This window comes from Mesorhizobium sp. M2A.F.Ca.ET.046.03.2.1 (assembly GCF_003952425.1).
Taxonomy (GTDB): domain Bacteria; phylum Pseudomonadota; class Alphaproteobacteria; order Rhizobiales; family Rhizobiaceae; genus Mesorhizobium.
This window is the reverse complement of sequence record NZ_CP034449.1, coordinates 4,588,881-4,612,570: the sequence shown is the minus strand read 5'-3', so window position 1 is coordinate 4,612,570 and position 23,690 is coordinate 4,588,881. Positions and strand designations below refer to the sequence as shown.

The 23,690-nt window shown below is 64.1% G+C and carries 23 protein-coding genes and 2 pseudogenes; 16 read left to right on the top strand and 9 right to left on the bottom strand.

Features of this window, described 5'->3' with window-relative positions; translation table 11 throughout:
• Window positions 1-3 precede the first annotated feature (3 nt).
• From EJ072_RS22035 to EJ072_RS22005, 7 genes are read left to right on the top strand one after another with little or no spacing between them, the layout of a single operon-like run.
• A complete protein-coding gene (locus EJ072_RS22035) occupies window positions 4-846 on the top strand; it encodes a carbohydrate ABC transporter permease (RefSeq protein WP_126081274.1) in 843 nt (280 codons plus the stop codon).
• A 32-nt stretch (window positions 847-878) separates the two neighbouring features.
• Window positions 879-1,700, top strand: a complete 822-nt coding sequence (locus tag EJ072_RS22030; RefSeq protein WP_126081273.1) for a sugar phosphate isomerase/epimerase — start codon at window positions 879-881, stop codon at window positions 1,698-1,700.
• Window positions 1,701-1,704: 4 nt separating this feature from the next.
• Window positions 1,705-2,781, top strand: a complete 1,077-nt coding sequence (locus tag EJ072_RS22025; RefSeq protein ID WP_126081272.1) for a Gfo/Idh/MocA family oxidoreductase — start codon at window positions 1,705-1,707, stop codon at window positions 2,779-2,781.
• Window positions 2,781-3,599, top strand: coding sequence for a sugar phosphate isomerase/epimerase family protein (locus EJ072_RS22020; RefSeq protein WP_126081271.1), 819 nt, complete (start codon window positions 2,781-2,783; stop codon window positions 3,597-3,599). Before EJ072_RS22025 ends, EJ072_RS22020 begins: the two co-directional genes overlap by 1 nt.
• Window positions 3,599-4,426 (top strand): alpha/beta hydrolase, encoded by an 828-nt coding sequence (locus tag EJ072_RS22015; RefSeq protein ID WP_126081270.1) that lies wholly within the window; start codon window positions 3,599-3,601, stop codon window positions 4,424-4,426. The genes EJ072_RS22020 and EJ072_RS22015 overlap by 1 nt, the downstream gene beginning before the upstream one ends.
• The gene (locus EJ072_RS22010; RefSeq protein ID WP_126081269.1) at window positions 4,423-5,145 is read left to right on the top strand and encodes a ribulose-phosphate 3-epimerase; all 723 of its coding nucleotides are present in this window, start codon (window positions 4,423-4,425) and stop codon (window positions 5,143-5,145) included. Before EJ072_RS22015 ends, EJ072_RS22010 begins: the two co-directional genes overlap by 4 nt.
• Entirely contained in the window at window positions 5,145-6,173 is a 1,029-nt protein-coding gene (locus EJ072_RS22005) for an ROK family protein (protein ID WP_126081268.1), read from the top strand. Before EJ072_RS22010 ends, EJ072_RS22005 begins: the two co-directional genes overlap by 1 nt.
• Before the next feature lie 67 nt (window positions 6,174-6,240).
• On the opposite strand, the gene EJ072_RS22000 is transcribed toward EJ072_RS22005, so the two are convergent.
• On the bottom strand, window positions 6,241-7,770 hold the full coding sequence (locus tag EJ072_RS22000; protein ID WP_126081267.1) for an MDR family MFS transporter: 1,530 nt from the start codon (window positions 7,768-7,770) through the stop codon (window positions 6,241-6,243).
• A gap of 121 nt (window positions 7,771-7,891) precedes the next feature.
• On the opposite strand from EJ072_RS22000, the gene EJ072_RS21995 reads away from it, so the two are divergent.
• The 5 genes from EJ072_RS21995 (at window position 7,892) to EJ072_RS21975 (ending at window position 12,820) form a co-directional block, all read left to right on the top strand.
• Window positions 7,892-8,536, top strand: coding sequence for a MarR family winged helix-turn-helix transcriptional regulator (locus EJ072_RS21995; protein WP_126081266.1), 645 nt, complete (start codon window positions 7,892-7,894; stop codon window positions 8,534-8,536).
• A gap of 400 nt (window positions 8,537-8,936) precedes the next feature.
• Window positions 8,937-9,923: a substrate-binding domain-containing protein gene (locus tag EJ072_RS21990; protein ID WP_126081265.1), complete on the top strand. Its 987-nt coding sequence runs from the start codon at window positions 8,937-8,939 to the stop codon at window positions 9,921-9,923.
• The gene (locus EJ072_RS21985; protein WP_126081264.1) at window positions 9,920-10,924 is read left to right on the top strand and encodes an ABC transporter permease; all 1,005 of its coding nucleotides are present in this window, start codon (window positions 9,920-9,922) and stop codon (window positions 10,922-10,924) included. The genes EJ072_RS21990 and EJ072_RS21985 overlap by 4 nt, the downstream gene beginning before the upstream one ends.
• Window positions 10,921-11,685, top strand: a complete 765-nt coding sequence (locus EJ072_RS21980; RefSeq protein ID WP_126081263.1) for an ATP-binding cassette domain-containing protein — start codon at window positions 10,921-10,923, stop codon at window positions 11,683-11,685. The genes EJ072_RS21985 and EJ072_RS21980 overlap by 4 nt, the downstream gene beginning before the upstream one ends.
• 49 nt (window positions 11,686-11,734) lie before the next feature.
• Window positions 11,735-12,820, top strand: coding sequence for a Gfo/Idh/MocA family oxidoreductase (locus EJ072_RS21975; protein ID WP_126081262.1), 1,086 nt, complete (start codon window positions 11,735-11,737; stop codon window positions 12,818-12,820).
• A 127-nt stretch (window positions 12,821-12,947) separates the two neighbouring features.
• Here EJ072_RS21975 and EJ072_RS21970 read toward each other — a convergent pair.
• The 6 genes and pseudogenes from EJ072_RS21970 to EJ072_RS21950 all read right to left on the bottom strand — a co-directional run bounded on the left by EJ072_RS21970 (window position 12,948) and on the right by EJ072_RS21950 (window position 18,785).
• Window positions 12,948-13,928, bottom strand: a pseudogene (locus tag EJ072_RS21970) (substrate-binding protein).
• A gap of 231 nt (window positions 13,929-14,159) precedes the next feature.
• Entirely contained in the window at window positions 14,160-14,432 is a 273-nt protein-coding gene (locus EJ072_RS21965) for a hypothetical protein (protein WP_126083713.1), read from the bottom strand.
• Between the two features lie 191 nt (window positions 14,433-14,623).
• Window positions 14,624-14,707: pseudogene (locus EJ072_RS37570) on the bottom strand (LuxR C-terminal-related transcriptional regulator); the annotation flags it as partial.
• Entirely contained in the window at window positions 14,695-16,098 is a 1,404-nt protein-coding gene (locus EJ072_RS21960; protein ID WP_245466939.1) for an HD domain-containing phosphohydrolase, read from the bottom strand. The gene EJ072_RS21960 and the pseudogene EJ072_RS37570, both read right to left, overlap by 13 nt.
• 523 nt (window positions 16,099-16,621) lie before the next feature.
• Entirely contained in the window at window positions 16,622-17,185 is a 564-nt protein-coding gene (gene msuE / locus EJ072_RS21955) for an FMN reductase (RefSeq protein WP_126081261.1), read from the bottom strand.
• A 223-nt stretch (window positions 17,186-17,408) separates the two neighbouring features.
• On the bottom strand, window positions 17,409-18,785 hold the full coding sequence (locus EJ072_RS21950; RefSeq protein ID WP_126083712.1) for an aspartate aminotransferase family protein: 1,377 nt from the start codon (window positions 18,783-18,785) through the stop codon (window positions 17,409-17,411).
• A gap of 195 nt (window positions 18,786-18,980) precedes the next feature.
• Here EJ072_RS21950 and EJ072_RS21945 point away from each other — a divergent pair, with 195 nt between their 5' ends.
• Complete coding sequence (locus EJ072_RS21945; protein ID WP_126081260.1) at window positions 18,981-20,102, top strand: NAD(P)/FAD-dependent oxidoreductase; 1,122 nt, start codon at window positions 18,981-18,983, stop codon at window positions 20,100-20,102.
• On the opposite strand, the gene EJ072_RS37565 is transcribed toward EJ072_RS21945, so the two are convergent.
• A complete protein-coding gene (locus EJ072_RS37565) occupies window positions 20,011-20,352 on the bottom strand; it encodes a KTSC domain-containing protein (RefSeq protein ID WP_126083711.1) in 342 nt (113 codons plus the stop codon). The genes EJ072_RS21945 and EJ072_RS37565 overlap by 92 nt on opposite strands.
• Window positions 20,353-20,452: 100 nt before the next feature.
• On the opposite strand from EJ072_RS37565, the gene EJ072_RS21935 reads away from it, so the two are divergent.
• The 3 genes from EJ072_RS21935 to EJ072_RS21925 all read left to right on the top strand — a co-directional run bounded on the left by EJ072_RS21935 (window position 20,453) and on the right by EJ072_RS21925 (window position 23,033).
• Window positions 20,453-21,064 carry an alpha-ketoglutarate-dependent dioxygenase AlkB gene (locus EJ072_RS21935; RefSeq protein WP_126081259.1) on the top strand — a complete coding sequence of 204 codons (612 nt, stop codon included), beginning with the start codon at window positions 20,453-20,455 and terminating at the stop codon, window positions 21,062-21,064.
• Window positions 21,065-21,243: 179 nt separating this feature from the next.
• The gene (locus EJ072_RS21930) at window positions 21,244-21,672 is read left to right on the top strand and encodes a hypothetical protein (protein ID WP_245466938.1); all 429 of its coding nucleotides are present in this window, start codon (window positions 21,244-21,246) and stop codon (window positions 21,670-21,672) included.
• Between the two features lie 170 nt (window positions 21,673-21,842).
• A complete protein-coding gene (locus tag EJ072_RS21925; protein ID WP_126081258.1) occupies window positions 21,843-23,033 on the top strand; it encodes an NADH-quinone oxidoreductase subunit D in 1,191 nt (396 codons plus the stop codon).
• 82 nt (window positions 23,034-23,115) lie between these two features.
• On the opposite strand, the gene EJ072_RS21920 is transcribed toward EJ072_RS21925, so the two are convergent.
• A complete protein-coding gene (locus tag EJ072_RS21920; protein WP_126081257.1) occupies window positions 23,116-23,550 on the bottom strand; it encodes a hypothetical protein in 435 nt (144 codons plus the stop codon).
• Between the last annotated feature and the right edge of the window lie 140 nt (window positions 23,551-23,690).

Below are 23,690 nucleotides of genomic sequence, written 5' to 3'. Positions count from 1 at the left end.
ACCATGAGGAAAAGGCACACGACGAAGGACAGGCTGATCACCGTCGCGCTGCATATCGCACTTGTCGCGGGGCTGTTTTTCGCGGCCTTCCCGATCTACTGGATGCTGAGCAGCTCGTTCAAATCGAACACCGAGATCTTCGCCCTGCCGCCGACCATCCTGCCGAAGGCCTTCACGCTGGAAGCCTATGCAGAGATCCTTGGCGACCCGGTCAAGCTGCGCTTCTTCTTCAACAGCTACTTCGTGGCCTTCGTGGTGACTGTGCTGACGGTGCTGATCGCCTTGCTGGCGGCCTACGGGTTCAGCCGCTTCAATTTCCGTGGCAAGGGCAGCCTGAACACCCTCATCATCAGCACGCAGACCATCCCGCCGATCACGCTTCTGATCCCCTTCTTCGGGCTCGTCGTCTCGTATCGCATCTTCGACACCTATATCGCGCTGATCCTGACCTATCTGGTCTTCACCCTGCCCTACGCGATCCTTTTGATGACGGGCTATCTGAACACCTTGCCCCGCGATCTCGACGAAGCTGTCGCCGTCGACGGCGGCACCAGTTGGACAGCGCTCTGGCGGGTGATCGTGCCGATCTCGTTGCCTGGCATCGTGGCGACCTCTGTCTATACTTTCCTGTTGTGCTGGAACGAATTCCTCTTCGCGCTGACCCTGACGAAGTCGACCTCCATGCGCACCGTCCCCATCGGCATCCAGCTTTTGATGGGGCAGCACGCTTTCGAATGGAACCAGATGATGGCGATGAGCGTGCTCGGCTCGTTGCCGCTCTTGTTGATCTACCTCATTGCCCAGAGGTTCTTCCTCGCCGGCATGACCGCGGGCTCGGTCAAATAGGCACGTCCCGCAGAGAACCAAGGAATGAAAGGATGAACGTGAGAGACCTCAAAGTCGGTTGCCAGACCTTCACCTGGGAAATGCTGGGAGACCGGTTCACCGGCGGCCCCGATGATCTCATCAAGGCGATCGCCGACGGCGGCTATGCTGGCATCGAGATCACCGACACGATGATCGGCCGCTATGCCGGCAAGCCGGCCGAATTCGCCGCCGCGCTGAAGGCGTCCGGCCTCACGCTCGTCTCCTTCGCCTTCGGTTCGAAAAGCGGCTTTACGCTCAAAGAGAAAATCGGCGAGGACCTCGACACAGCCAAGCGCTGGATCGACTTCGCCGCCGCCTTTCCGGGCACGCTGGTGTCGATGGGCTCGGCGACGGTCATGTCGGACGGTCCGCGCGAGGACAAGTTTGCCATCGCGGCGGAAGTCTACAACCGTGCCGGCGAGCTCGGCCGCAAGGCCGGCGTCCAGGTCGCGGTGCATCCGAGCTCGCACCACAACACGCTGCTGTTCGACCGCGCCGACTATGACAGCATCTTTGGGTTGATCGACGCTTCGCTGGTCGGCTGGGTGCCGGACACGGGGCACATATTGCGCGGCCACAAGGACATGGCCGACACGCTCACGACCTATCGCGACCGCATCCGCTACGTGCATCTGAAGGACGTCGATGCGAACGGCACCTGGGCTATGCTTGGCAAGGGCGTCTGCGACACGGCAAAGGTGATCGAGATCGCAAGTGCTGCCCCCAACTTCAACGGCTGGCTGGTGCTTGAGGAGGAATCCGAGACTGCCGCCGCCGATCCGGCCGGCGCGGTCAAGACCAACCGCCAGACCATGCGCGGCTACGGGGCGTGAGACGATGATCCACAAGCAAGACCGTCGCCTTCGTGTCGGTGTGCTCGGCTGCGGGCCGATCGCGCAATTCGCGCATCTGGAATCCTGCGTGAAGGCAAGCAACGCCGATCTCTACGCGATCTGCGATGCGGCGCCCGATCTGCTGGCGCGGATGGGCGCCACCTACGAGCCGCGCAAGATGTATGGCGACTATGACGAGATGCTCGCCGATCCGGAGCTCGAGGCGGTGATTGTCGCCACATCGGACGCCTATCACGTGCCGATGTCGATCAAGGCGCTGGAAGCGGGCAAGCATGTGCTGTGCGAAAAGCCGATCGGCGTCTCGGTCGAGGAAGGCGAAAAGCTTTCCGAAGCGGTCAAACGCTCGGGCAAGGTGCTGCAGGTCGGGCACATGAAGCGCTTCGACCCGGCGCTGGAAGCGGCGCGCGATTTCGTGCGCGACGAGATGGGCGAGATCCTGGCGCTCAAGGCTTGGTATTGCGATTCCACCCATCGCTATACCAACACCGACGCGGTGCAGCCGCTGCCTATCACAAGCAAGCTGGCGAAGAAGCCGGGCGGCAATCCGAAGGCGGACCTGCGGCAGTACTTCATGCTGGCGCATGGCTCGCATCTCGTCGACACGGCCCGCTTCCTGTGCGGCGAGATCACCGCCGTTCGTGCCCGCCTCAACGAGCGCTTCGGCGCCTATTGCTGGTTCGTCGAGACCGAATTCGCCAATGGCGCGCTCGGCCATCTCGACCTCACCGTCGCCGTGCGCATGGACTGGCACGAAGGCTTCCAGCTCTATGGCCAGAACGGCTCGGTGATCGCGAAGACTTTCAATCCCTGGTATTTCCGCGCCAGCGAGGTCGACATCTTCCACGAGAAGGACGCGACCTCGCGCAAGCCGCTCGGCGCCGACGGCCATTTCTTCCGTCGCCAGTTGGAAGGCCTCGCCGACACGGTGCTCAACGGCGCGCCGCAGCGCGGCGCCACGGTCGAGGATGGGCTCGCCTCGATACGCGCCATGGTAGCGATCGCCCGCTCGGTTGAGAGCGGCGAGCGCGTCGCGCTCGCCAGCGTGACGGGAGCGGTCTGATGCAGGTCGGCGTGTTCGCCAAGACTTTCCCGGGCAGCGAGCCGACCGGCGTGCTTGCCGCTGTCCGTGATGCGGGCTTCGCGGCCACGCAGTTCAACCTCGCCTGCGCCGGCCTGCCGTCGATGCCGGACGCGGTTCCGGACGCGGCGATCGACACTGTCGGTGCCGCTGCCAAGGCGACCGGAATCAGTCTCGTCGCTCTCTCCGGCACATACAACATGGCGCATCCGGACAGCCGGATGCGCCAGGACGGACTGCGACGGCTGGCGGTTGTCATCGAAACCGCGGCCAGGCTTTCGATCCCGCTCGTCACGCTCTGCACCGGGACGCGCAACGCCGAGGATCAGTGGGCGTACCATCCCGACAATTCCGATCCCACGGCCTGGGCCGACATGGCGCGCGAGATGGAAAAGGCGCTTCGGCTTGCCGAGCGCCACGGCATCGATCTCGGCATCGAGCCGGAACAAGCCAACATCGTCACATCGGCTGAAGACGCGATACGACTGATCGGCGAGATGGGCTCGAAGCGGCTGCGCATCGTGCTCGATCCAGCCAATCTGTTCGAGCGGGCGAATGCCGAACAGGCACGCTCCATCGTTGCCGAAGCGGTCGAGTGCGTGGCTGGCCATGTCTCTTTGGCGCATGCCAAGGACCGCTTCGCCGACGGCCGCTTTGCCACGGCCGGACAGGGCGTCGTCGACTTCGCCGACTTCATCGCCCGGCTGAAAGCCACAGGCTTCGACGGGCCGCTGGTGACGCATGGGCTCTCGGCCAGGGAGGCGCCGGGCGTCGCGCGTTTTCTCAAGGAGCTGGTGTGATGGCGGGCCAGATTGCGCTTCTTCGCGACGGCGCGACGCTGCTCCGCACCGACAGGGGCGAAGGCCCGGCGGTGGTGTTCCAGCACGGGCTCGGCGGCGGTGAGGCGCAGGTCGCCCAGACTTGCCCCACCGGCTTCCGCCGCCTCACGCTGGAATGCCGCGGCCATGGCGGCTCAGGCTTCGGTGAACGGCGACCGTTCTCGTTCGAAATGTTCGCCGACGATGTGCTTGCCGCGGCCGACCGGGCCGGCCTCGACCGCTTCGTTGCCGGCGGCATCTCGATGGGCGCAGGAATTGCGCTTCGTCTCGCCTGCCGTCATCCGGAGCGCGTCGCTGGCCTCATCCTGGTGCGGCCGGCATGGACGTTCTCGCCAGCGCCGCAGAACATGCAGCCGATCGCCGAGGTCGCCGAGCTCATCCTCGAACATAGCGCCGACGAGGCAAGGAGGATCTTCGCGCAATCCGAGACCGCCACGCGGCTCTACCGCGACGCGCCTGACAATCTCGCTTCGCTGCATGGCTATTTCGACCGGCCCGACGCCAAAGCCTTCGCGCGGGTGCTTGCCGACATCGCCGGCGATGGACCCGGCGTTTCGGAACGCGACGCTGCCGCGCTCGACATTCCGGCGCTGGTCATCGGCAACGAAATCGATGCCGTGCACCCATTGTCGACTGCCCATGCACTGGCTGCGGCAATACCCGGCGCGACCTTCACGAAAGTAACGCCCAAGGCGCGCGACAGCGCGAAGCATTTCGCCGAGCTGCATGAGCAGATCAACTTCTTCCTTCATTCCCACTCGAAAGCCCGGAGCCTCATTCCGTCATGATCGCCAAACTTCTCTCCGGACCCGCGGCCATAGCCGCGCTGCCGCGCAACCGGCTCATCGGCGAATTCTCGCTTTGGTCGGCGGATCTCGCCAACATGGAGCGCGACCTGAAGCGGATCGAAGCCCATGCCGACCTGCACCACATCGACGTGGCGGACGCCCGCTTCACCCCCGGCTTCCTGTTCTTCCCGGATCTGGTGGCACGCATCGCCAGGCTGACCGCCAAACCGATCCATGTGCATCTGATGGTCGAGGCGGAAATCGTCGAGGCGCAGACGCGCCAGTTCATCGAGGCCGGCGCCGACCTCGTCACCATCCACGCCGAAAACGGCGAGGCCGGGTTGCGCGCGGTGAAACTGGCGCATGAGCTCGGCGCCGAGGCGGGCGTGGTGCTGCGGCTAGAAACGCCGGTCGACGCTATCGAGCCGTTCCTGCCTGACGTCGCCTTCGTGACGCTGCTCGGCACCTCGATCGGCGTCAAGGGGCAGAGCCTGTCCGAAAAGGCCTGCCCGCGGCTGGTCGAGGCGCGCGCGCTGATGCGACAGGCCGGCCGCGAGGCCGACATCATCCTTGCCGCCGATGGCGGCATACGCCACGAGACGGTGCCGCTGCTGCGCGCCGCAGGCGCAGACACTGTGGTGCTGGGCTCGCTCGCCTTTGGCGATCCCGACCTCGCGCGGCGCATGGCCTGGCTGCACGGACTGAAGGCCGCCGCCTGATGAGCACGCTTGCGCTAGCCTTCGACCTCGGCGGCACGGAGCTGCGTGGCGCGCTGATCGGGCGCGGCGGCGAGGTTGTAGCGCGCGTCTCGGAACCGACGATGACCGAAGCAGGATCCGAGGCGGTCATCGGCCGGATCATCGCGCTCGCCGACAAACTGCTGGACGACCACCCGCAGGCCAAAGTGATCGGCATCGGCGCCTGCGCGCCGGGTCCGCTCGATCCCAAGGCAGGCATCGTCATCGGACCGCCGACGCTCTCCGGCTGGCACAACGTGCCGATGATCGACATTTTGAGCCGGCAGTTCGGCCTGCCGGTGCGGTTGGAGAACGATGCCAATGCGGCAGCGCTCGGCGAATGGCGCTTCGGCGCCGGACGCGGCGCCGGCTCGCTGGTCTTCGTCACCGTGTCGACCGGCATCGGCGGCGGCGTGATCGCCGACGGTCACATCTATCACGGCAGGCGCGGCCTGGCGGCCGAGATCGGCCACATGACGATCACCGGAGAAGGCGATCGCTGCTTCTGCGGCAATGTCGGCTGCTTCGAGGCCGTCGCTTCGGGCACCGCTCTCGGGCGCCGGGCGACGCGGCTCACCGCGCCCGGCGACGGCTCGCAGTTGCGGCGGCTCTCCAATGACGGCGACGTCTCGGCCCGGCATGTCATCGAAGCCGCGCGGACAGGCGACGCGGCGGCGCGCGACCTGGTCGAGGCGGAGGCGAAATGGCTCGGCATCGGCTTTACCAACCTTCTGCATCTCTATTCGCCCGAGGTGATCGTCATGGGCGGCGGACTCGCCAACGGCTTCGACCTGCTGGCCCCGGGGATCAGGGCAACGATCGAGGAGCGGGCAATGCAGGCCTATCGCGACGTGCCGATCGTGCCGGCCGAGCTCGGCGACCGCGCCGGACTGGTGGGCGCTGCCAGCCTTATCCTGTGGGAAGGCGAGCCGGGCACGGCGCTTTCGATGGTGCAGGACCAGGAGACAGGCGACCGGGCCGGCGGAGCGGCCGGCGCCAGAGCCGGATGATTTCAATTGAAATCGGGAAGGCGCTGACGCGACTTCAATCTGTCCGAGTTCCGTCCGGCTCGGCGGCTCAGGCCCGCTTCGGGATCTCCCTGTTCTCCAGCAGCAGCGTCAGCCCCATGGCGACGAAGTAGAGCGCCGCCACCCAGATGAACATCACGTTGAAGCCGCTGGAGTAATGATCGAGCACCACCTCGCGGATCGCGGCGGGCAGGCTCGAAGCGATGTGCGGGGTGAGCCCGTTCAAGCCCTGCGGCAGCAAGGCGGCGGCGTCAGCGGGAAGCTGCGCGGTCTGCCGGTTCAAGGCCCAGATCATCACCGCGCCGTTCAGCGCCAGGCCCAGCGATGCGCCAAGCGTGCGCGCCTGCGTGATCAGCGAGGTCACCGCTCCGATGTCCTGCAAGGGTGCGGCTGCCTGGATCGCCACGATCAGCACCTGGAACTGCAGGCCCATCGAGATGCCGAATGCAGCCATCATCGCCGCCAGCACCCAGATCGGCGTGTGCTGGCCGGTGAAGACAAAGCCTATCATCAGCAGGCCACCCATGCCCATCGCCACCACCGGCATCCATTTGTAGCGTCCGGTTGCGGCAATGACCCGTCCGGCGACGATCGAGATGACCATCGACGTCAGCGAGGCCGGCAGGAACAGGAAGCCGACTTCGGCAGGGCTGAGACCCGTCAGCGTCTGCATATAGAGGGCGAAATAGAAGAACATGCCCAGCGTCACCGTTCCGGCAACCAGCGAGACGCCCGAGACGATGCTGACCGTCGAGATGGCGAAGAGCCGCAAAGGCACAATCGGCTCCCCGCCCCGCCGTTCGACCATGATGAACAAGATGATTGCGACCAGCGCAAGCAGCGGCAGCACGAAGGTGAATGTGTCCGGCCCAGAGGGATCAAGCACATGATAGCCCCAATAGACGATGGCCGTCGTGCCGATGGCCAGCAGTGCGCCGCCGAGATAGTCGACATGGTGCTTCTTCTCGTTGAAGCGGCTGCGCATGGCGAATGCCAGCACCGCCATAACGATAATACCGATCGGCAGATTGACCAGGAAGACCCAGCGCCAGCCGAACAGGCTGGTGATGTAGCCGCCGGCCAACGGGCCGAGCACCGAGGACAGCGCGAACACCGCCGAACTGTAACCCTGGTACTTGGCGCGGTCGCGCGGCGAGAACAATTCGCCGATCATGGCGAAGGCGGAAACCATCAGGCCGCCGCCGCCGATGCCCTGGAGCACGCGAGCGGCGATCAGGCTCTCCATCGACCATGCCATGCCGCAGACCAGCGAGCCCAGCACAAACAGGCCGATGGCCGTCAGGACGACATTCTTGCGACCATACATATCGCCAAGCTTGCCGTAGAACGGCGAGACCGCGGCGGTAGAGAGCAGATAGGCGGCACCCACCCAGCCAAACAGATGCAGGTTGCCGAGCTCTCCGGCAATGGTGGGCAAGGCGGTGACGACAATCTGCATGTCGATGGTGGCCATGAACATGGCAACCAGCGCACCGCAATAGACGATCAATGTTGTAAGAGCGGGCCTGGCTTCGGCCTCCACGGGCGGCGCATCCGGAAGAGTTGAGTCAAGGCTCATCGCGTATCTCCAAGGGCTAGGGCGCGGTTTATGTGCTCACAGCAGATGTATGTCAACGTCAAATATATGCTATTTAGCATACAATTGACATCGGCATATATTTTTGCTAGCGCGCTGCGGGATGAGCAACGATGCCGAGCCGGGCAAGCCGGACCGATTTTCCAACCTGTGCCAGACGCGAGGCGATCAGGATCTCGCCGATCTGGCGCGCGGCCATGGCCTGTCCGAAGCGGCAGCCGGGGCTGTGGCGGCCATCGATGCGGTGATGAGCAAGGTGCGCCGCTCGGTCCAGCGCCGGGACTTCGGCCGTTTGATCCTGGCCCGCATCGACCCCTCGCTGGAATTGAGTCATCTCGATGCGATCATCGCGCTCAGCGCGGTCGCCAGCGACACCCCGCAGGACGAGGTGACGGTCGGCGTCATCGCCGAGCGCATGGGAATCGATCCCTCCCGTGCCAGTCGCATCTCCGCGGATCTCGTCGAGCGCGGTTACGCCTTCCGCGTCGCATCGCAGCTCGATGCCCGGCGAATTTGCCTCAAGCTCACCGCCAAGAGCGAGCGCCTCGTGACGGCGGTGCGCCAGACCAAATGGCGGATTTTTGCTGGATCGCTGACGCAGTGGAATGAGCAGGACCTTGTGACGTTCGCCGCCCTTTTGGAACGCTTCGCCGGTTGGGCCATGGACGAAGCGGAGATGCGCAGGTCAGCCGATGCCGTCAAACAGATGATGGACGAGACGGAGCCGTCGCTCCCCCAGGCGAAATAGCCGGCGAGCCACGAGCAGCCATTTCCGAACAGCGGACCGTGTGGTCGTCGATGATCGCCGGTTCGATCGCTTTGGTCGAGCGCAAGCGTGGTCTTCGGAGCCCCGTCTGCTAAAGACACAATGGCGGCACGTCACAGACGCCGAGCCCATTAAAATGCACTGTGCTCCATTTTAATTCTTGACGTACGTAAAATTATTTCCAAACATGCGATAACGCTGATGTGATATCATCAGCGCTCTGGGAGGAGCAACGCCTGATATGAAAGAAACCCGAACCGGGCGCCTTGTGCGCGCACCAGCTTGTCTTTCCAACGCAAGCCCCGGGCTCGCGTGTGTTTCGTCAGCCATGCCGTTCGCAGAACAACGAGCCGACAATCAAAAATCCGGAGGAGGAAGATATATGCGCATGTTCAATTGCCTGGCGCTCGGCGCTGGGCTGCTTGCCACGCCGCTTGCCGTGCCCGCGCAAGCCGAAGACGCCAAGGTCGCGGCGATCGTCAAAGGCCTCGACAATCCGTTCTTCCAGACCATGCAGAAGGGCATCGAGGAACAGGCCAAGGCCGACGGCGTTGGTGTCACCGTGCAGGCGGCCGCCAATATGGGCGATGCGACGGGGCAGGCCGACAAGCTGACAGCCATGGCCCTGCAGGATTACGATTGCTACCTGGTCAATCCGATCAGCGTCTCCAACCTGGTGCAGGCGCTGGTGCCGGTCGCCCAGAAGAAGAAGCCGATCGTCAACATCGACTCGACCATCGATGCCGAACAGGCCAAGGCCGCGGGCTTCGCCGTCTCGACCTATATCGGCACCGACAACGTCGCCGCCGGCGCGCTGGCCGGCGAGGAGATGCTGAAGCTGGTGCCGAAAGGCTCCAAGGTGGCGCTGATTGCCGGTATCGTCGGCGACGTCGGCTCGAACGCCCGCATCAAGGGCTTCAAGCAGGCGGTCGAGGGCAAGCTGGAAGTGGTGGTTATGGTGAGCGCCGACTGGGATCGCGAGAAGGCGCTGACTGCTGCCACCGACATCCTGGCCGCGCATCCGGATCTCGCCGGCTTCTTTGCCGCCAACGACATCATGGCGCTCGGCGTCGAGCGAGCCGTGCAGACGTCCGGCAAGGACGTCAAGGTGATCGGCCTCGACGGCATTGTCGACGCTCTGAAATCGGTCGCCGCCGGCGAACTCACGGCCACCGTCGCGCAATACCCCTATGTGGTCGGCGCAATGGGCGTCGAGGCGTGCAAGCTTGCCGCAATGGGTAAGGAACTCCCCGCCAACGTGCCTGCGCCGGTGCTCCTCATCAACAAGGACAATGCGGAAGCCTCGCTGAAGAACTTCCCGCGTCCAGGCGGCGACTATCCGGATCCCTTGCGCGAGATGCTGAAGTGAGCCTTCCAGCCGACAACGCGCCCGCCTCCCGACAGGCGGGCGTCCACGAGGAGAGCCGTCCCTCCCTGGCGGCTCTCCTCATCGATCCTTCCTTCTGGGCCGACTGGGCATCTGTCGTCGGCCTGGTCGGTCTCGTCATCCTGTTCGGCGTCACCTCGCCAGTCTTCCTCAGCGTCGCCAACATGCAGGCGATCCTGCTTGCCGCCGCGATCCTGGTGGTGCTGTCGATCGGTCAGACCTTCGTTGTCGCCACGTCCGGCATTGACCTCTCGCTCGCAGCCTCCGTCATGCTTGGCGCGGTCATCCTCGGCCTGGTCAATGCGGCGGGTCTCGGCATCTTCGCCGCCTGTGTGCTCGCGGTGCTCGCCACCAGCGCCATCGGCTTCATCAACGGCGTGCTGATCACCGCCGGGCGTATTCCCGATTTCGTCGTGACGCTCGGCACGCTCTCCGGTATTACTGGTCTTGGCCTCATCCTGTCCGGCGGCGAGCCGACCATGGTGGGCTCGACGTTCCTGCTCAAGCTCGCGTCAGGCTATCTCGGGCCGTTCGGCTATCCGGTCTGGGTGGCGATCGCGGCCGTCCTTGTCGCGCATGTTGCGCTCTACCACACGCGGTTCGGCGTGCATCTGCTTGCCACCGGCGGCCAGGCAGAGAGCGCCAGCGCGCTCGGCATTCGCACGAACCGGGTCAAGATCGCCGCCTATACGATCTCCGGCTTCTGCGCCGGCATCGCGTCGATCCTTCTGGTGGCGCGCATCGGCTCGGCCGAGCCGCAGATCAACACGAGCCTGCTCCTGAACTCCGTGGCGGCCGTGGTGCTGGGCGGCGTCAGCCTGTTCGGCGGCCGCGCCAGCATCCTGGGACCCGCCATCGGCGCGCTGATGCTGACGGCCCTCGTCAACGGGCTGACGCTGCTCAGCGTCTCGGCCTTCTATCAACCACTTGCCGTAGGCGTGATCGTGGTCCTGGCGGCGCTGATCATGCGATATCAGAAATGAGCACCGTCAATCACATCGCGCCTTCCGAGGCGATCCTCGCCTGCCAGGGACTGAGCAAGCATTTCGGCGGCATCCGCGCCTTCACCGATGTCGGGTTTCAAGCCCGGCGAGGTGAGGTCACCGCGGTGATCGGCGACAATGGCGCCGGCAAGTCGACTCTCATCCGTTGCCTGGTCGGCGTGCATGTGCCCGACGGGGGCACGATCTATTTCGACGGCCGCCAGCACCCGTTCTCCAATCCGGACGAGGCGCGCAAATCGGGCATCGAGACCGTGCACCAGAACCTGGCGCTGATCGACGAATTGACGGTGGCGCAGAACCTTTTCCTCAACCGTGAGATCGTGCGCCGCATCGGCCCGTTCGCCCTGCTCGACCGCAAGGCGATGAAAGACGAGGCGCGCGCCATGCTGTCGCGGCTGTCGATCAACGTGCCGTCGGTGACCCAGCGCGTCCGGCGTCTCTCGGGCGGCCAGAGGCAGGCGATCTCGATCTGCCGCGCGGCGGGGTCGGGCGCCAAGCTGGTGGTTATGGACGAGCCGACGGCGGCGCTTGGCGTGCAGGAAACGGCAAATGTCGAGGCCCTTATCCGTAAGCTGCGCGAGCAAGGCGTAAGCGTTATCCTGATCAGCCACAATTTTGATCAGGTGCGACGGCTCTCCGACCAGATCTGGGTGATGCGCGCCGGCAAGATGGTGGCGACGGTGCGCTCGTCCGAAACCACCGGCAACGAGCTCGTGGCGCTGGTGACCGGCGCGGCGTGACAGCCGCGCCGCGCATGGAATTTGAAACAAACTAGCGAAGGAGTTCGCCGTGGCGCTGATCCGTGTCGGGCTTGTGGGTCTTGGAGAGGTCGCGCAATCGATCCATCTGCGGGTGTTGGCCGACCAGCGCGACCGCTGGGTCATCGCTGGCGCCCATGACGTTTCACCGAGCCTGGTGAAACTCATCACCTCGCAATACCCAACCGCCAAGGCCTATGAAAGCGCCGAGGCGCTGATCAATTCGCCGGATATCGACGCGGTCTTCGTGCTCTCATCGGACGACACGCACAGCCGCTTCGTCCGCGCCGCGATTACAGCCAACAAGCATGTCCTGCTCGAAAAGCCCGCCTGTCTGACGGTGCGCGAGATCGACGAGCTGATGGCGCTGAGCAGGGACTACGAAAAGACAATCTTCATCGGCTATATGCGCCGCTACGCGCCGGCCTATCTGGCGGCGCGAGACGAGTTGCCGGCACACGGAGACATCACCCATGTGCGCATTTTCGACCTGATCTCGGAAGGCCGGCATTTCCTGAAGAAGAGCCAGAACATCCTCTATCCGCGGGACATCGACCCGGCGATCCTTTCGCGCGGTGCCGAGGAGCGCGACGCGCTGATCCGCGAGGTGGTCGGAAAAGACGCCTCGGCCGAGCTCGTGCGCGCCTATCGAGGCCTGACCGCGCTCTCCTCGCACCACATCTCGGCCATGCGTGGCTTGATTGGCGAGCCACAGCGGGTGGTGGCGGCGCACCACACCAATGGCGGCGCCAACACCAGCGTCACCTTCGATTACGGCCACTTCGCCTGCCTCTATGACGCGGTGGTCGACGATCTCGGCCTGTTCGATGCCATGATCGAGGTTCGCTCCAACACCAAACGGGTACGGATCATCTACGACACGCCCTATATCCGCAGCCTGCCGACGCGCCTGGAGGTGACGGAGGCCGGGCCGCTCGGCCCAGTGACGAAGGCCTTCGGACCGCTCTATGGCGATGCCTTCTCCAACGAGCTGGAGACATTCCATCGCCACATCATGGAGGGCACCAAGCCGCTCACCGACCTGGCGGACTCACGGCGCGACCTTGCGCTGATGGCCGAGATCATCGCGCGGATGAGAGAGAGCGGCGGGAGATAAGGTCGCCGGCCGCGACATGCAGGCGGTCAGGTCCCGCTGGGGTCCGACCACCTTGTCAGCGCGACGGAGATGGCGAGGGCACCATGTGGCTGCCCCCGCCAGAAGCATCAGCGATCGGCGCTTCAAGTCACCGTGCGTTCCTGAATTGAAAGCCGCTGAGCACTTGCTCGTCGGGATCGATCGCACCCAGATTCTTGACGATCCGGAATCGACCGCTCTGTGCCTGCGCGATGTACATGTTCATGCGAACATGGTGTTGTCCGGGAACCATCTCGGCCGGACCGCCCGGGCCTTCGCCGATCCGCACGTGATCGAGCGCCTGTATAACCGCATCTCGCTCGACACTGCCTGCTTCCTTTACCGCAGCTTCCCACATCTTGATTGCCCGGTAATGTCCGGTGCACCCGCTGCCCGCGGTCAAGGTGGCGCCGCCTGGGAACCGCTCGCTATAGCGGCGCAAGAGCGCGCGGCCGAACGGTTCGTCGAGTTCCTAGTAGTAGTCGAGGCAGCTGTAGAGGCCCTCGATCTGCTCGGACGGCACCAGATTGAAGAAGTTCTCGTCGAAGTAAGTGCAGACGATTCTGCCGCCGCGTTTGCCGAAACCGGCCTTGTGCAGTTCTTCGAGGAATGGCGTCAGGCCCGGCGGGACAATGGTGTTGAAAACCACGTCGGTGCCGCTTGCCATGATCTGCTGCACCGTCCGCCGGAAATCGACGGTGTCGAGCGGGAAATACTCCTCGCCGACGATCTCGCCGCCATTGGCGTGCACCGCCCGACTGGCGGCCTTGTTGAGCAGATGCGGCCAAATGTAGTCGGCCGACGGCAGATAGAACCGCTTCGCCCCGGTGCTCTTCATCAGCCATGGGATCAGCGGGTCGACCTGCTGCGCGGGCACGGGGCCCGTGCAGAAGATCAGGGGATCATTTTCGTGTCCTTCATACTGCTCGGTATAGATGTAGAGCGTCCTGCCCCGCGTGACCGCCTCGCTTTTGATCGCCAGGCGGGTCGAACTGTAGATACCGCCGACGACCACATCGACCTTGTCGGCATCGACCAGTTTCGCGGCCTTTGCCATGGCGACACTGTCGGTAGTCTCGCCATCCTCGATGACGAGTTCCGCCGGCCGGCCGAGCAGGCCGCCTTTGGCATTGATATCGTGACGAGCATCGTGGTGAGGTTCGCGTTTGCGATGCCCATGAAAGACAATGGGCCTGTCAGTTCGGCGATGAGGCCGATCTTGATGGGTTTCGGATCCATTTGAAGTCTCCGATTACCGGTTTCATGTCTAGATTTTGCCGGACGCGCCGCCGCCGACGGCAGGCGACGCGCGGCGTGGACCTCAGGCCTCGTAGCGGCCGAGCAGCAGTGCCGCCTGCGGCTTGCCGACATGGCCGGCTTCCTGAAGGATCGCCGGCACCTCCGGATCCGACACGAAATTCTTCCAGCCCTCGGCGTCCCAGTCGAAGATCGCCCAGACGCGGTCCGGTTCGCTCGGGTCGCGGAACACGGTTGCGCCGTTTGAGCCGTGCAGTCGGCGCTTGTCGGCGCCCTTGGTTGAAAAGATGCGGATAAAGTGGTCGACGTCCGCCACCTTGGTCGTTGCGAGAAGCATCGGATTTCCTCCTGTCGGTCGCGGCCACCATTGGTCCGTCGACAGGAGCACGATGCGCGCCTTGCAGCGGGCGCACATGGGGTGAATTCCCTAGCCGGCATTTCGCCCGGCCGGACAAGGCCATGCTCGACCGCGTAGAGCGCGGCTGCGCCACGGGTGCCCACGCCGATCTTGGCGTAGACCGCCTGGATGTGATGGTCCGCGGTCTTGGGCGAGATATCCAGCTTCCGAGCCACTTCCTTCGCGGTAAGCCCAGCGGCGATCAGGCGCAGCACCTCGATTCGCGCGGCGTCATGCCGGCCAGCGCCTGCGGCAAGGCCCGGCGCGACTGCTGCCCGGCGAATGACAAAACGGCTTCGGCAGCGTCGGGGTAGATACAGCCGTCACGAACAGCCGCGCGCAGCTGTGCCGCCGCCGCTTCGCTGGACAGCGCCTTGCGGTGCGCACGTTCCTCGCGTGACGTTTGAAAGGCTTCGGCAGCGGCCAATATCCTCGCCGCCGGGGAGAGGTCGGAGCCGCCGACCTTGCGGTGATATCCCGAACCGTCCAGGCGTTCGTGGTGACGCAGCACGAGCGCGCCCATCGCATCGCCGTCATGGCCGAAGGAAGCCAGCGCCCGCTCGCCGTAATAGGCATGCAGTTGCGCGGCGTCGCGCTCGCGCACCGATAGCGGGCCGTTGCGCATCCAAGTCGCCACAGGCACCACGAGCTCTCCGATGTCATGGATGCAGCCCGACCAGCGCAGCGCGCGAACATCGGCGGCGGGCAGACCGATCCTTGCTCCAGCGCCCGCGGCCAGCTCCGACACCATCCGCGAATGGCCCTGCGTGAATGGCATGCGCATGTCGATCATGTCGGCGATGGCGAGGAACGCCTCGTCGCAAGCCCCTTCGTCCAGCGTCACCGGCGGATCCGGCTCCAGCGCTAGAATCGTCTCGCGGTCGATCGTGGCGCCGATACCCCGCATCAGCATCGCGGCGTTGGCTGAGACGAGCCGGGCCAGATCGGCCTCGTACGGGCCGTCGGCACGACTGGCGATGGTCTCGGCCATCCCGTCGATGCCGACGGCATCACTGAGCGCGATCGCATCCTGCGCCAGTGTGATCAGGCGCACGGCGGGCAGGACCTCCTCGCCGCTCAGTCCACGCGGCAGGCCCTTGCCGTCCCAGCGCTCGTAGATCTGTCCGAGATTGCGCCGGATTTCGTCGGAGAGACCGAGGCGTTCGCCGATCCGCTGCGCCACCTCGCAATGGGCTGTCAGAACCGGGCGCGCCACGGCGAGCGCCTGCGACATCGCGGCCTCGACCGCCTTGGCCTGCGCGTCAGGCGCGAGATCATAATAGAACCGCTTGAAAGCCTGCACGAAGACCCTGCCCAGTTCCGCACGGTGACCCATGTCGAGACCGACAAGGTCCTGGCGAAGCGCGATTTCGTCGCCGAAGAGACCCGAGAGAAGGTCGGTGTCCGCGTTGCAGCCGACATAACGCAGCATGGACTGGTGATAGGCATTGCGCCGAACCTGCTCCGAAACGCCAGCAAGCTCGGCGATCCGCATTGCCAGCACGCAGGATTTCAGCGCGAAGTCGCGGGAATGGCCTGTCGCGAGATCCGAGGCATAAGCGAGGACCATCATGAAGTCTGCGCGGCGTATCGAGACTTCTGTCATCGCACACCCTCAACCAGGTCCTGCCTACTCGGCGCACCAAATCGTCAAATGTCGACAGTGTCTCAGCTGAAATTTTCGACGTGGACAAACCAGCCTTGACGAAACCCTCTTATACCAGCAAGCCCTAATGTAGGTAAGCGTTTGATTTCCTCGCGGATATCAGCCGCTTCCGACTATCGCGATGGAACTGAAGCATGTCTCCCGAAAGTGGGAACTGGCTTCGGGATAAAGACATGCGCAAATCAAAGACCAAAGCGCATGGAGCGAATCCGAAGGATCGCGACGCGCTTTAAGTCGCGATTGAGGCGCATCGAACTGGTCGGGATATAGATTTGTCCTTAAGCGAGCCCTGTCCAACGAGCGTCTCGCGGTATTGCAACCGGCAATATCAGCCGTCCAATTTCGCCCGACATCTCGGCTACGCTTGAAACCGGCGCGATAATCGTATCGCCTGCCGGCTGGCCCGATGGCGTATCGGCCATGCCTCACCCGTCGGGAAACGTCGCGCGGCCAGAGGCCTCGGCTATTCGGCCGCAACCCGCTGACCGCCCGCGCGACGCAACAGCGCGTATCCTGCTTCCTCGACCGCCTGCGCGGCGCGTTTGCGGATCGGATCGGACACGAGAACGCCATCGGCGAAATCCTTGTCCGTCGCGTAAACCCCCGTCGGCAAGGCAAGCGCCTCGAAGAAGCCGAACAGCGGCCGAAGCTGGTGCTCGACGATCAGCGCGTGCCGTTCGCCGCCGCCCGTGGCAAGCAGCAGCACCGGCTTGCCTCTCAGCGCCGACGGGTCGAGCAGGTCGAAGAAGTGCTTGAACAGGCCCGTATAGCTGCCCTTGTAGGTCGGTGATCCGACCACCAGCACATCGGCATTGACGACCTTGTCAAGGACGTCGCGGCCCTTTTGATCGAGATCTCGCGCCCATTTGGCGCTGCCGAGCGAGGCGCCGACATCTTCGATGTCATAGGTGCTCGCCGACAGATTGTTACGGACCGCGATATCCCTGACGACGTGCTCGACGAAGCCGCGCGTCTTCGACGGCCGGGTGAAATTTCCGGAGAAACCGACAACGGTTGGATTGGGCATGCTGTGGCACTTTCTCGGTATGTCGACGACCAGGGTCCAATGTCTATAATTTTTATAGACTCCGACCCGTCTTAGAAGGAACCGTCGACCCTTGGAGGGCTCGCCGCCGAACAATTTTTCCATGGATCGAACAGATTATGGATACCGACGGCGAGACGCGCATAGGCAGCTTGCCGGTCAGCAGCGGAAAAGGACGCCAAGACATAGGGCGCCGAGCGTCCCTTCAGCCCTGCGGATGAATCTGCGGCAGGGCGGCGGCGAGCGACCGCTCGAACGCATCGACCAGCACGTCGATCTGGGTCTCGGTGATGATCAGAGGCGGACAGAAGGCGATGGCATCGCCCATGTTGCGCGAGATCACGCCATTCTGCTGCAGGAAGCCGTTGACCAGCGCGCTGAGCGCCGCCGGCTTGCCCCAGGGCGCCTTGGTCGCCTTGTCGGCGACGAGCTCGACGGCGGCGATGAGGCCGACGCCGCGCACCTCACCCACCAGCGGATGCGAGGCGAGCTTGCGCAGCCTTGCCTGCAAATGCGCGCCGACCTTGCGCGCATTGCCGACGAGGTCGCGCTCCTCGATCAGCTTGATGTTCTCCAGCGCGACCGCCGCGGCGACCGGATGACCGCCGCCGGTGAAGCCGTGACCGAAAGTTCCGATGCGGTTGCTCTCGTCGGCGATCGGCTCGAACACCTTGTCATTGATGAGCAGCGCCGAGATCGGTAGATAGGAGGAGGAAATCTGCTTCGACAGCACCATGATATCTGGCTTGATGCCGAAGGTCTGCGAGCCGAACATCTCGCCGGTGCGGCCAAAACCGCAGATCACCTCGTCGGCCACCAGCAGGATGTCATACTTAGACAGCACCGCCTGGATTTTCTCCCAATAGCCGGCGGGCGGGACGACGACGCCGCCGGCACCCATGATCGGCTCGCCGATGAAGGCGGCAATCGTTTCAGGCCCCTCCCCAAGGATGAGCTTTTCCAGCTCGTCGGCGAGCCGGGCGGAAAACTGTTCCTCGCTTTCGCCGGGCTCCGCGTCGCGCCAGTGATGCGGCGTCGACGTGTGCAGGATGTTGGCGATCGGCAGATCGAAGGAGAGATGGTTGTTCGGCAGACCGGTCAGGCTCGCCGAGGCGATGGTGACGCCATGATAGCCGCGCTTGCGGCTGATGATCTTCTTGCGCGCCGGCTGTCCGAGCGCGTTCGAGCGGTACCAGATCATCTTGATCGCGGTATCGTTGGCCTCGGAACCGGAATTGGTGAAATAGGCCTTGCTCATCGGCACCGGCGCCATCTGCACCAGCTTCTCGGCCAGGTCGATCAGCGGCGCGTGCGCCTTCGAGCCGAAGTCGTGGTAAAAGGGCAGCTTCGACATCTGTCTTGCCGCGGCTTCGACCAGCCGCTTTTCCGAGAAGCCGACGGCGACGCTCCATAAGCCCGCCATCGCCTCGATGTAGCGATTGCCGGCAATGTCCTCGACATAGACGCCATCGCCCTTTTCGATGACCAGCGGACCGGTTTCCTGGTGCTTGCGCGCGTTGGTGTAGCCGTGCATGTGGTAGCGGATATCGCGGGCTTCGGGGGAATTCGGTCTGGCGTCCATCATGGTGGGGTCCTGTCTTGGGGGTCCAAAGCGGAAATAGGACGAGCTTCCTCGTTGTGAAATCCGAAAGTTCCGCGTTGCATTGTCACGGCTGATGCCTCATCGCGAAGGCTGGTCGCAAGAGCCGCGAAGCCGGTATCGATAGCGCCAACAAGCCGCGACAGTCGCGGAACTGATGGCGCAGCAGGGTTAGCAATGGAACAAGTCGACTGCATTATCGCGGGCGCAGGCGTGATTGGTCTGGCGGTCGCGCGCGCATTGGCCGCCAAAGGTCTCGACACGCTTGTCCTCGAAGCCGCGGATGCCATCGGCACCGAGACGAGCTCGCGCAATTCGGAAGTCATCCATGCCGGGATCTATTATCCGCAAGGGTCGCTGAAGGCCCGGCTCTGCGTCGCTGGCCGCGACATGCTGTATCGGTACTGTGCGGAACGCGCGATCCCGCATCGCCGCGCAGGCAAGCTGATCGTCGCGACCGACGAGGCCCAGGACCCCGTGCTCGCCACGATCCAGGCTGGCGCCGCTGCCTGCGGCGTCGACGATTTGCGCTTCGTCTCCGCCGCCGAAGCGCAAGCCCTGGAGCCGGCGCTTCACTGCACCATGGCGCTGCTTTCGCCGTCCACTGGCATCATCGACAGCCACGCGCTCATGCTCGGCCTGCTCGGCGACGCCGAGGAGCACGGCGCGACGCTGTCGCTCAACACCCGCATCGTCTCGGGCCGCGTCGAGCCGGGCAGGATCGTGGTGCGGACGATGGACGCGGCGAGCGGCGAGCAGTTCGAGATCGCCGCGCCGCGCCTTATCAATGCGGCCGGCCTGGGCGCCGTCGCCTTGGCAGGCTCGCTGGAAGGATTTGGTCGGCAATTCCTGCCGGCGCTTCGCTACGCCAAGGGCAATTATTTCTCGGTTGCCGGGCGCGCACCCTTTTCACATCTTATTTATCCCGTGCCTGAGCCCGGCGGGCTCGGCGTCCATCTTACGCTCGATCTTGCAGGCGCCGCACGCTTCGGACCGGACGTCGAGTGGACGGACACGATCGACTATCGCATCGATCCGGCGCGCGGTGAGCGCTTCTATGCCGCGATCCGCAAATATTGGCCCGATCTGCCCGATGGCAGCCTGCAGGCGGCCTATAGCGGCATCCGGCCGAAGCTCTCCGGCCCAGGCGACGCCAACAGCGATTTCGTCATCCAGGATGCCGCAACGCATGGCATCGACGGCCTCGTCAATTTGTTCGGCATCGAAAGCCCCGGCCTGACTGCCAGCCTGGCGATTGCCGAGCACGTGATGTGTATCCTCGCGCCCAAGACGGGCTGACGACGCCGCGGCGTGAAGACGCGGCGCCCTGGCACTCAATGCCGCGCCCACGTCCTACGAGGCGGTATCTGAAGCGATCGCGCACGAACTCGTTGAAGAATTGGCCTTTTGAGAAAGCTGCCTTGAAGGCCATGTAGATCTCGGGTTCCACATCCTCATAGTCGTAGCGGTCGCCGCTCGGAACGAACCATACCGAAAGGACTCGCCGCGACGTATCGTAGTGAATGTTCTGGATTGCGGTGGAAGGCATGGCCGGCATCCTGCTTCCATCCTAACCCTTCACGCATCTTCCAGGTTCCGCGGGCCGTGAGCGGCCTTGCACACGTGCTCCGATCGCCTATCTGAGCCGCATGTCATCAGCCAAACGCCCGACCAGGGAGAGCGCCCGCCAGGGCGATCTCTTTGGTGCGCCCTCGCTGCCCGCAAGCCCGCCCGAAGGCTTCTCCTACAAGCCGGAACTGATCACCCGTGACGAAGAGCACGCATTGGTCGGCCATATCCGCGGCCTGCCTTTCAAGCCGTTCGATTTTCATGGCTATCTTGCCAACAGGCAGGTCGTCGGCTTCGGCCTGCGCTATGACTATGAGCGTCGCCAGGTGCTCGAAGCGCCGCCCATTCCGGACTTCCTGCTGCCGCTGCGCGCCAAGGTCGCCGAATTCGCGGGCGTCGCGGCGAGCGAATTCGCGCAGGTGCTCATCAACGAATATCGCCCGGGCGCCGGCATAGGCTGGCATCGCGACAAGCCGCATTTCGAGCTGGTCGCCGGCGTCTCCCTGCTGGCGCCCTGCAGTTTCCGGCTGCGCCGCAAGAGCGGCGCGGCATGGGACCGGGCAACGATCGACGTCGAGCCCAGGTCGGTCTATCTCATGGCCGGCCCGTCGCGAAACGAGTGGGAACACTCCATCCCGCCTGTCGCGCAACACCGCTACTCCGTCACCTTCCGGACGATGCGCGTCTCTTAGAGCGTTTCACCGTTTTACGGAAACGGCGAACCGCTCTATCTTTGTTTTTGAAGCAATGCCGGACGGAAAACCGCTCACACTTTTCCTGGAATTGCTCTAAGTCGCCGCTGTCGCGGCTTTCCTGGAACCATCACCCGGCCCCGGGGTTGTGTCGTCAGATTTCGAGATCGAAAGGAAAGATGATGCGCACCTTGACGATAGTCCTGACGCTGTCGGCAATGGCATTGGCGCAGCCCGCTTCTGCTCAACGCGCCGATCCGCAGCCGCCGCAAGCCCCGCCTCCTGCTCAGGAGCCCATTCCACACCAGCCGCAGTCCGGCCAGCCGCAGCCCGGCCAACCACAACCAGGCCAGGACGATGCCGCCCAGAACGTCACCAACATCGTCGTGGTGGCGATGGAGGACCTGCCTTCGGAAGTGAAGGCGCAGGCGGAGGCCATAGTCACCAGGACGACTGCCAAGGAGCTGGCCAAGCTGCAGAGCTCGGTCGATGCCTCGCCCGAGGCGACGTCGGTCCTGCATGCGAACGGGCTGAATTCCTCGCAGGTCGTCGCAGCCAACATCGACGGTGACGGCACGCTGACGCTGATCATCCAGACGACGGCCTGACCTAAAGCATGTCTCCCGAAAGTGGGAACCGGTTTCGGGACCAAGGACATGCGTAGAATCAAGAACCTAAAGCGCAGGGAGCGAACCTGAAAGATCGCGACGCGCTTTAGGGGCATGACCCGGCCGAACGGCCGCCGTCGCCTTCGATCCTCACTCTTGCGGAGGTCGCCATGACCGAAGCCGCAGTCCGCAACTTCACCCTGAATTTCGGGCCGCAGCACCCGTCCGCGCATGGCGTGCTGCGGCTGGTGCTGGAATTGGACGGCGAGATCGTCGAACGCGCCGACCCGCATATCGGCCTGCTCCATCGCGGCACCGAGAAGCTGATCGAATACAAGAACTACCTGCAGGCCCTGCCCTATTTCGACCGGCTCGACTATGTCGCGCCGATGAACCAGGAGCATGCCTTCTGCCTTGCCGCCGAAAAGCTGCTGGAAATATCGGTTCCGCGGCGGGGGCAACTCATCCGCGTATTGTTCTGCGAGATCGGGCGGCTGCTGTCGCATCTTCTCAACGTCACCACGCAGGCCATGGATATCGGCGCCCTGACCCCGCCGCTCTGGGGCTTCGCCGAACGCGAGAAGCTGATGGTGTTTTATGAACGCGCATCTGGCGCCCGCATGCACGCCAATTATTTCCGCGTCGGCGGCGTGCACCAGGATCTGCCGGAAGAGCTGCTCGACGACATCTGGAATTTCTGCGATCCGTTCCTGAAGGTCTGCGACAATCTCGAAGGGCTGCTTACCGACAACCGCATCTTCAAGCAGCGCAACGTCGATGTCGGCGCGATCTCGCTCGATGACGCATGGGCGTTGGGTTTCTCCGGGCCCATGGTGCGCGGCTCGGGCGCCGCCTGGGACCTGCGCAAGGCGCAGCCCTATGAATGCTATCCCGAGATGGAGTTCGATATCCCGGTCGGCAAGAACGGCGACTGCTACGACCGCTATCTGGTACGCATGGAAGAGATGCGCCAGTCGGTGAGCATCATGCGGCAGTGCCTGCAGAAGCTGCGCTCAGCCGACGGCCAGGGTCCGGTCGCGGTTGCCAATCAGAAGATCACACCGCCGCCGCGCGCCACCATGAAGCGCTCCATGGAAGCGACCATCCATCATTTCAAGCTTTATACCGAAGGACACCGCGTGCCGCGTGGCGAGGTCTACGCCGCGGTTGAGGCGCCGAAGGGCGAGTTCGGCGTCTATCTGGTCTCCGACGGCGGCAACATTCCCTATCGCTGCAAGATACGGGCGCCATCCTTCGCCCATCTGCAGGCGATCGATTTCCTGTCGCGCGGGCACATGGTGGCGGATGTCGCGGCGATCATCGGTTCGCTCGACATCGTCTTCGGCGAGATCGACCGCTAACGCAAGGAGGGCGGAGAACTCGCCAGATCTCCGTTACTCCTATCAAGATCTCGAACCAACGCCCCGGTGCGTAGGTGCACGCCTAGTGCATGAACACAGCTCTCAGCCACGCAAGGATGCCCGCACCCGGAGAGACCGCCGCGCGCACGCGCGACGCCGCCCAGCGCGCCGGCATGTTGGCGCCGACATGACAATGGCAGACAACCTCATGCAGTTGCCAGTCGCTCATCTCGAAGAAGCGCTTGGCTTCGCCATACGAGTCATCCTGCAGGCCCTGCGCACGGAAGATCGGATCTTCGAATGCGACGGTGATCGCCGATCCGTCGGTGCGCATTCTTTCACGCACGTCGGGTGGAGCGTATTCGGTGCCCGCCAACGCCGTGAGGCGGCGGCTGGGGCTTTGTTCGAGAAGTTGCGCCCAGCGCTCAAGGCGCTGGCCCCGGTTGGCGATGAGAGCCGGTGCTTCGGCCTGAACGTCGGCAACGGCGTTGATTTGGTCAAGGGTTTGGTGCTTCACGGCCGTCTCCTGTATCGACAGATGATCACCCGCCCACACTGGGAACTAAGGCGCCGCCCAACGCCGGCAAGGGCCGAAACGGACCCGCGGAATCATTTGATCGTTCTCGCGGCGCGATCGTGTGGGAACGATCCGCTGGC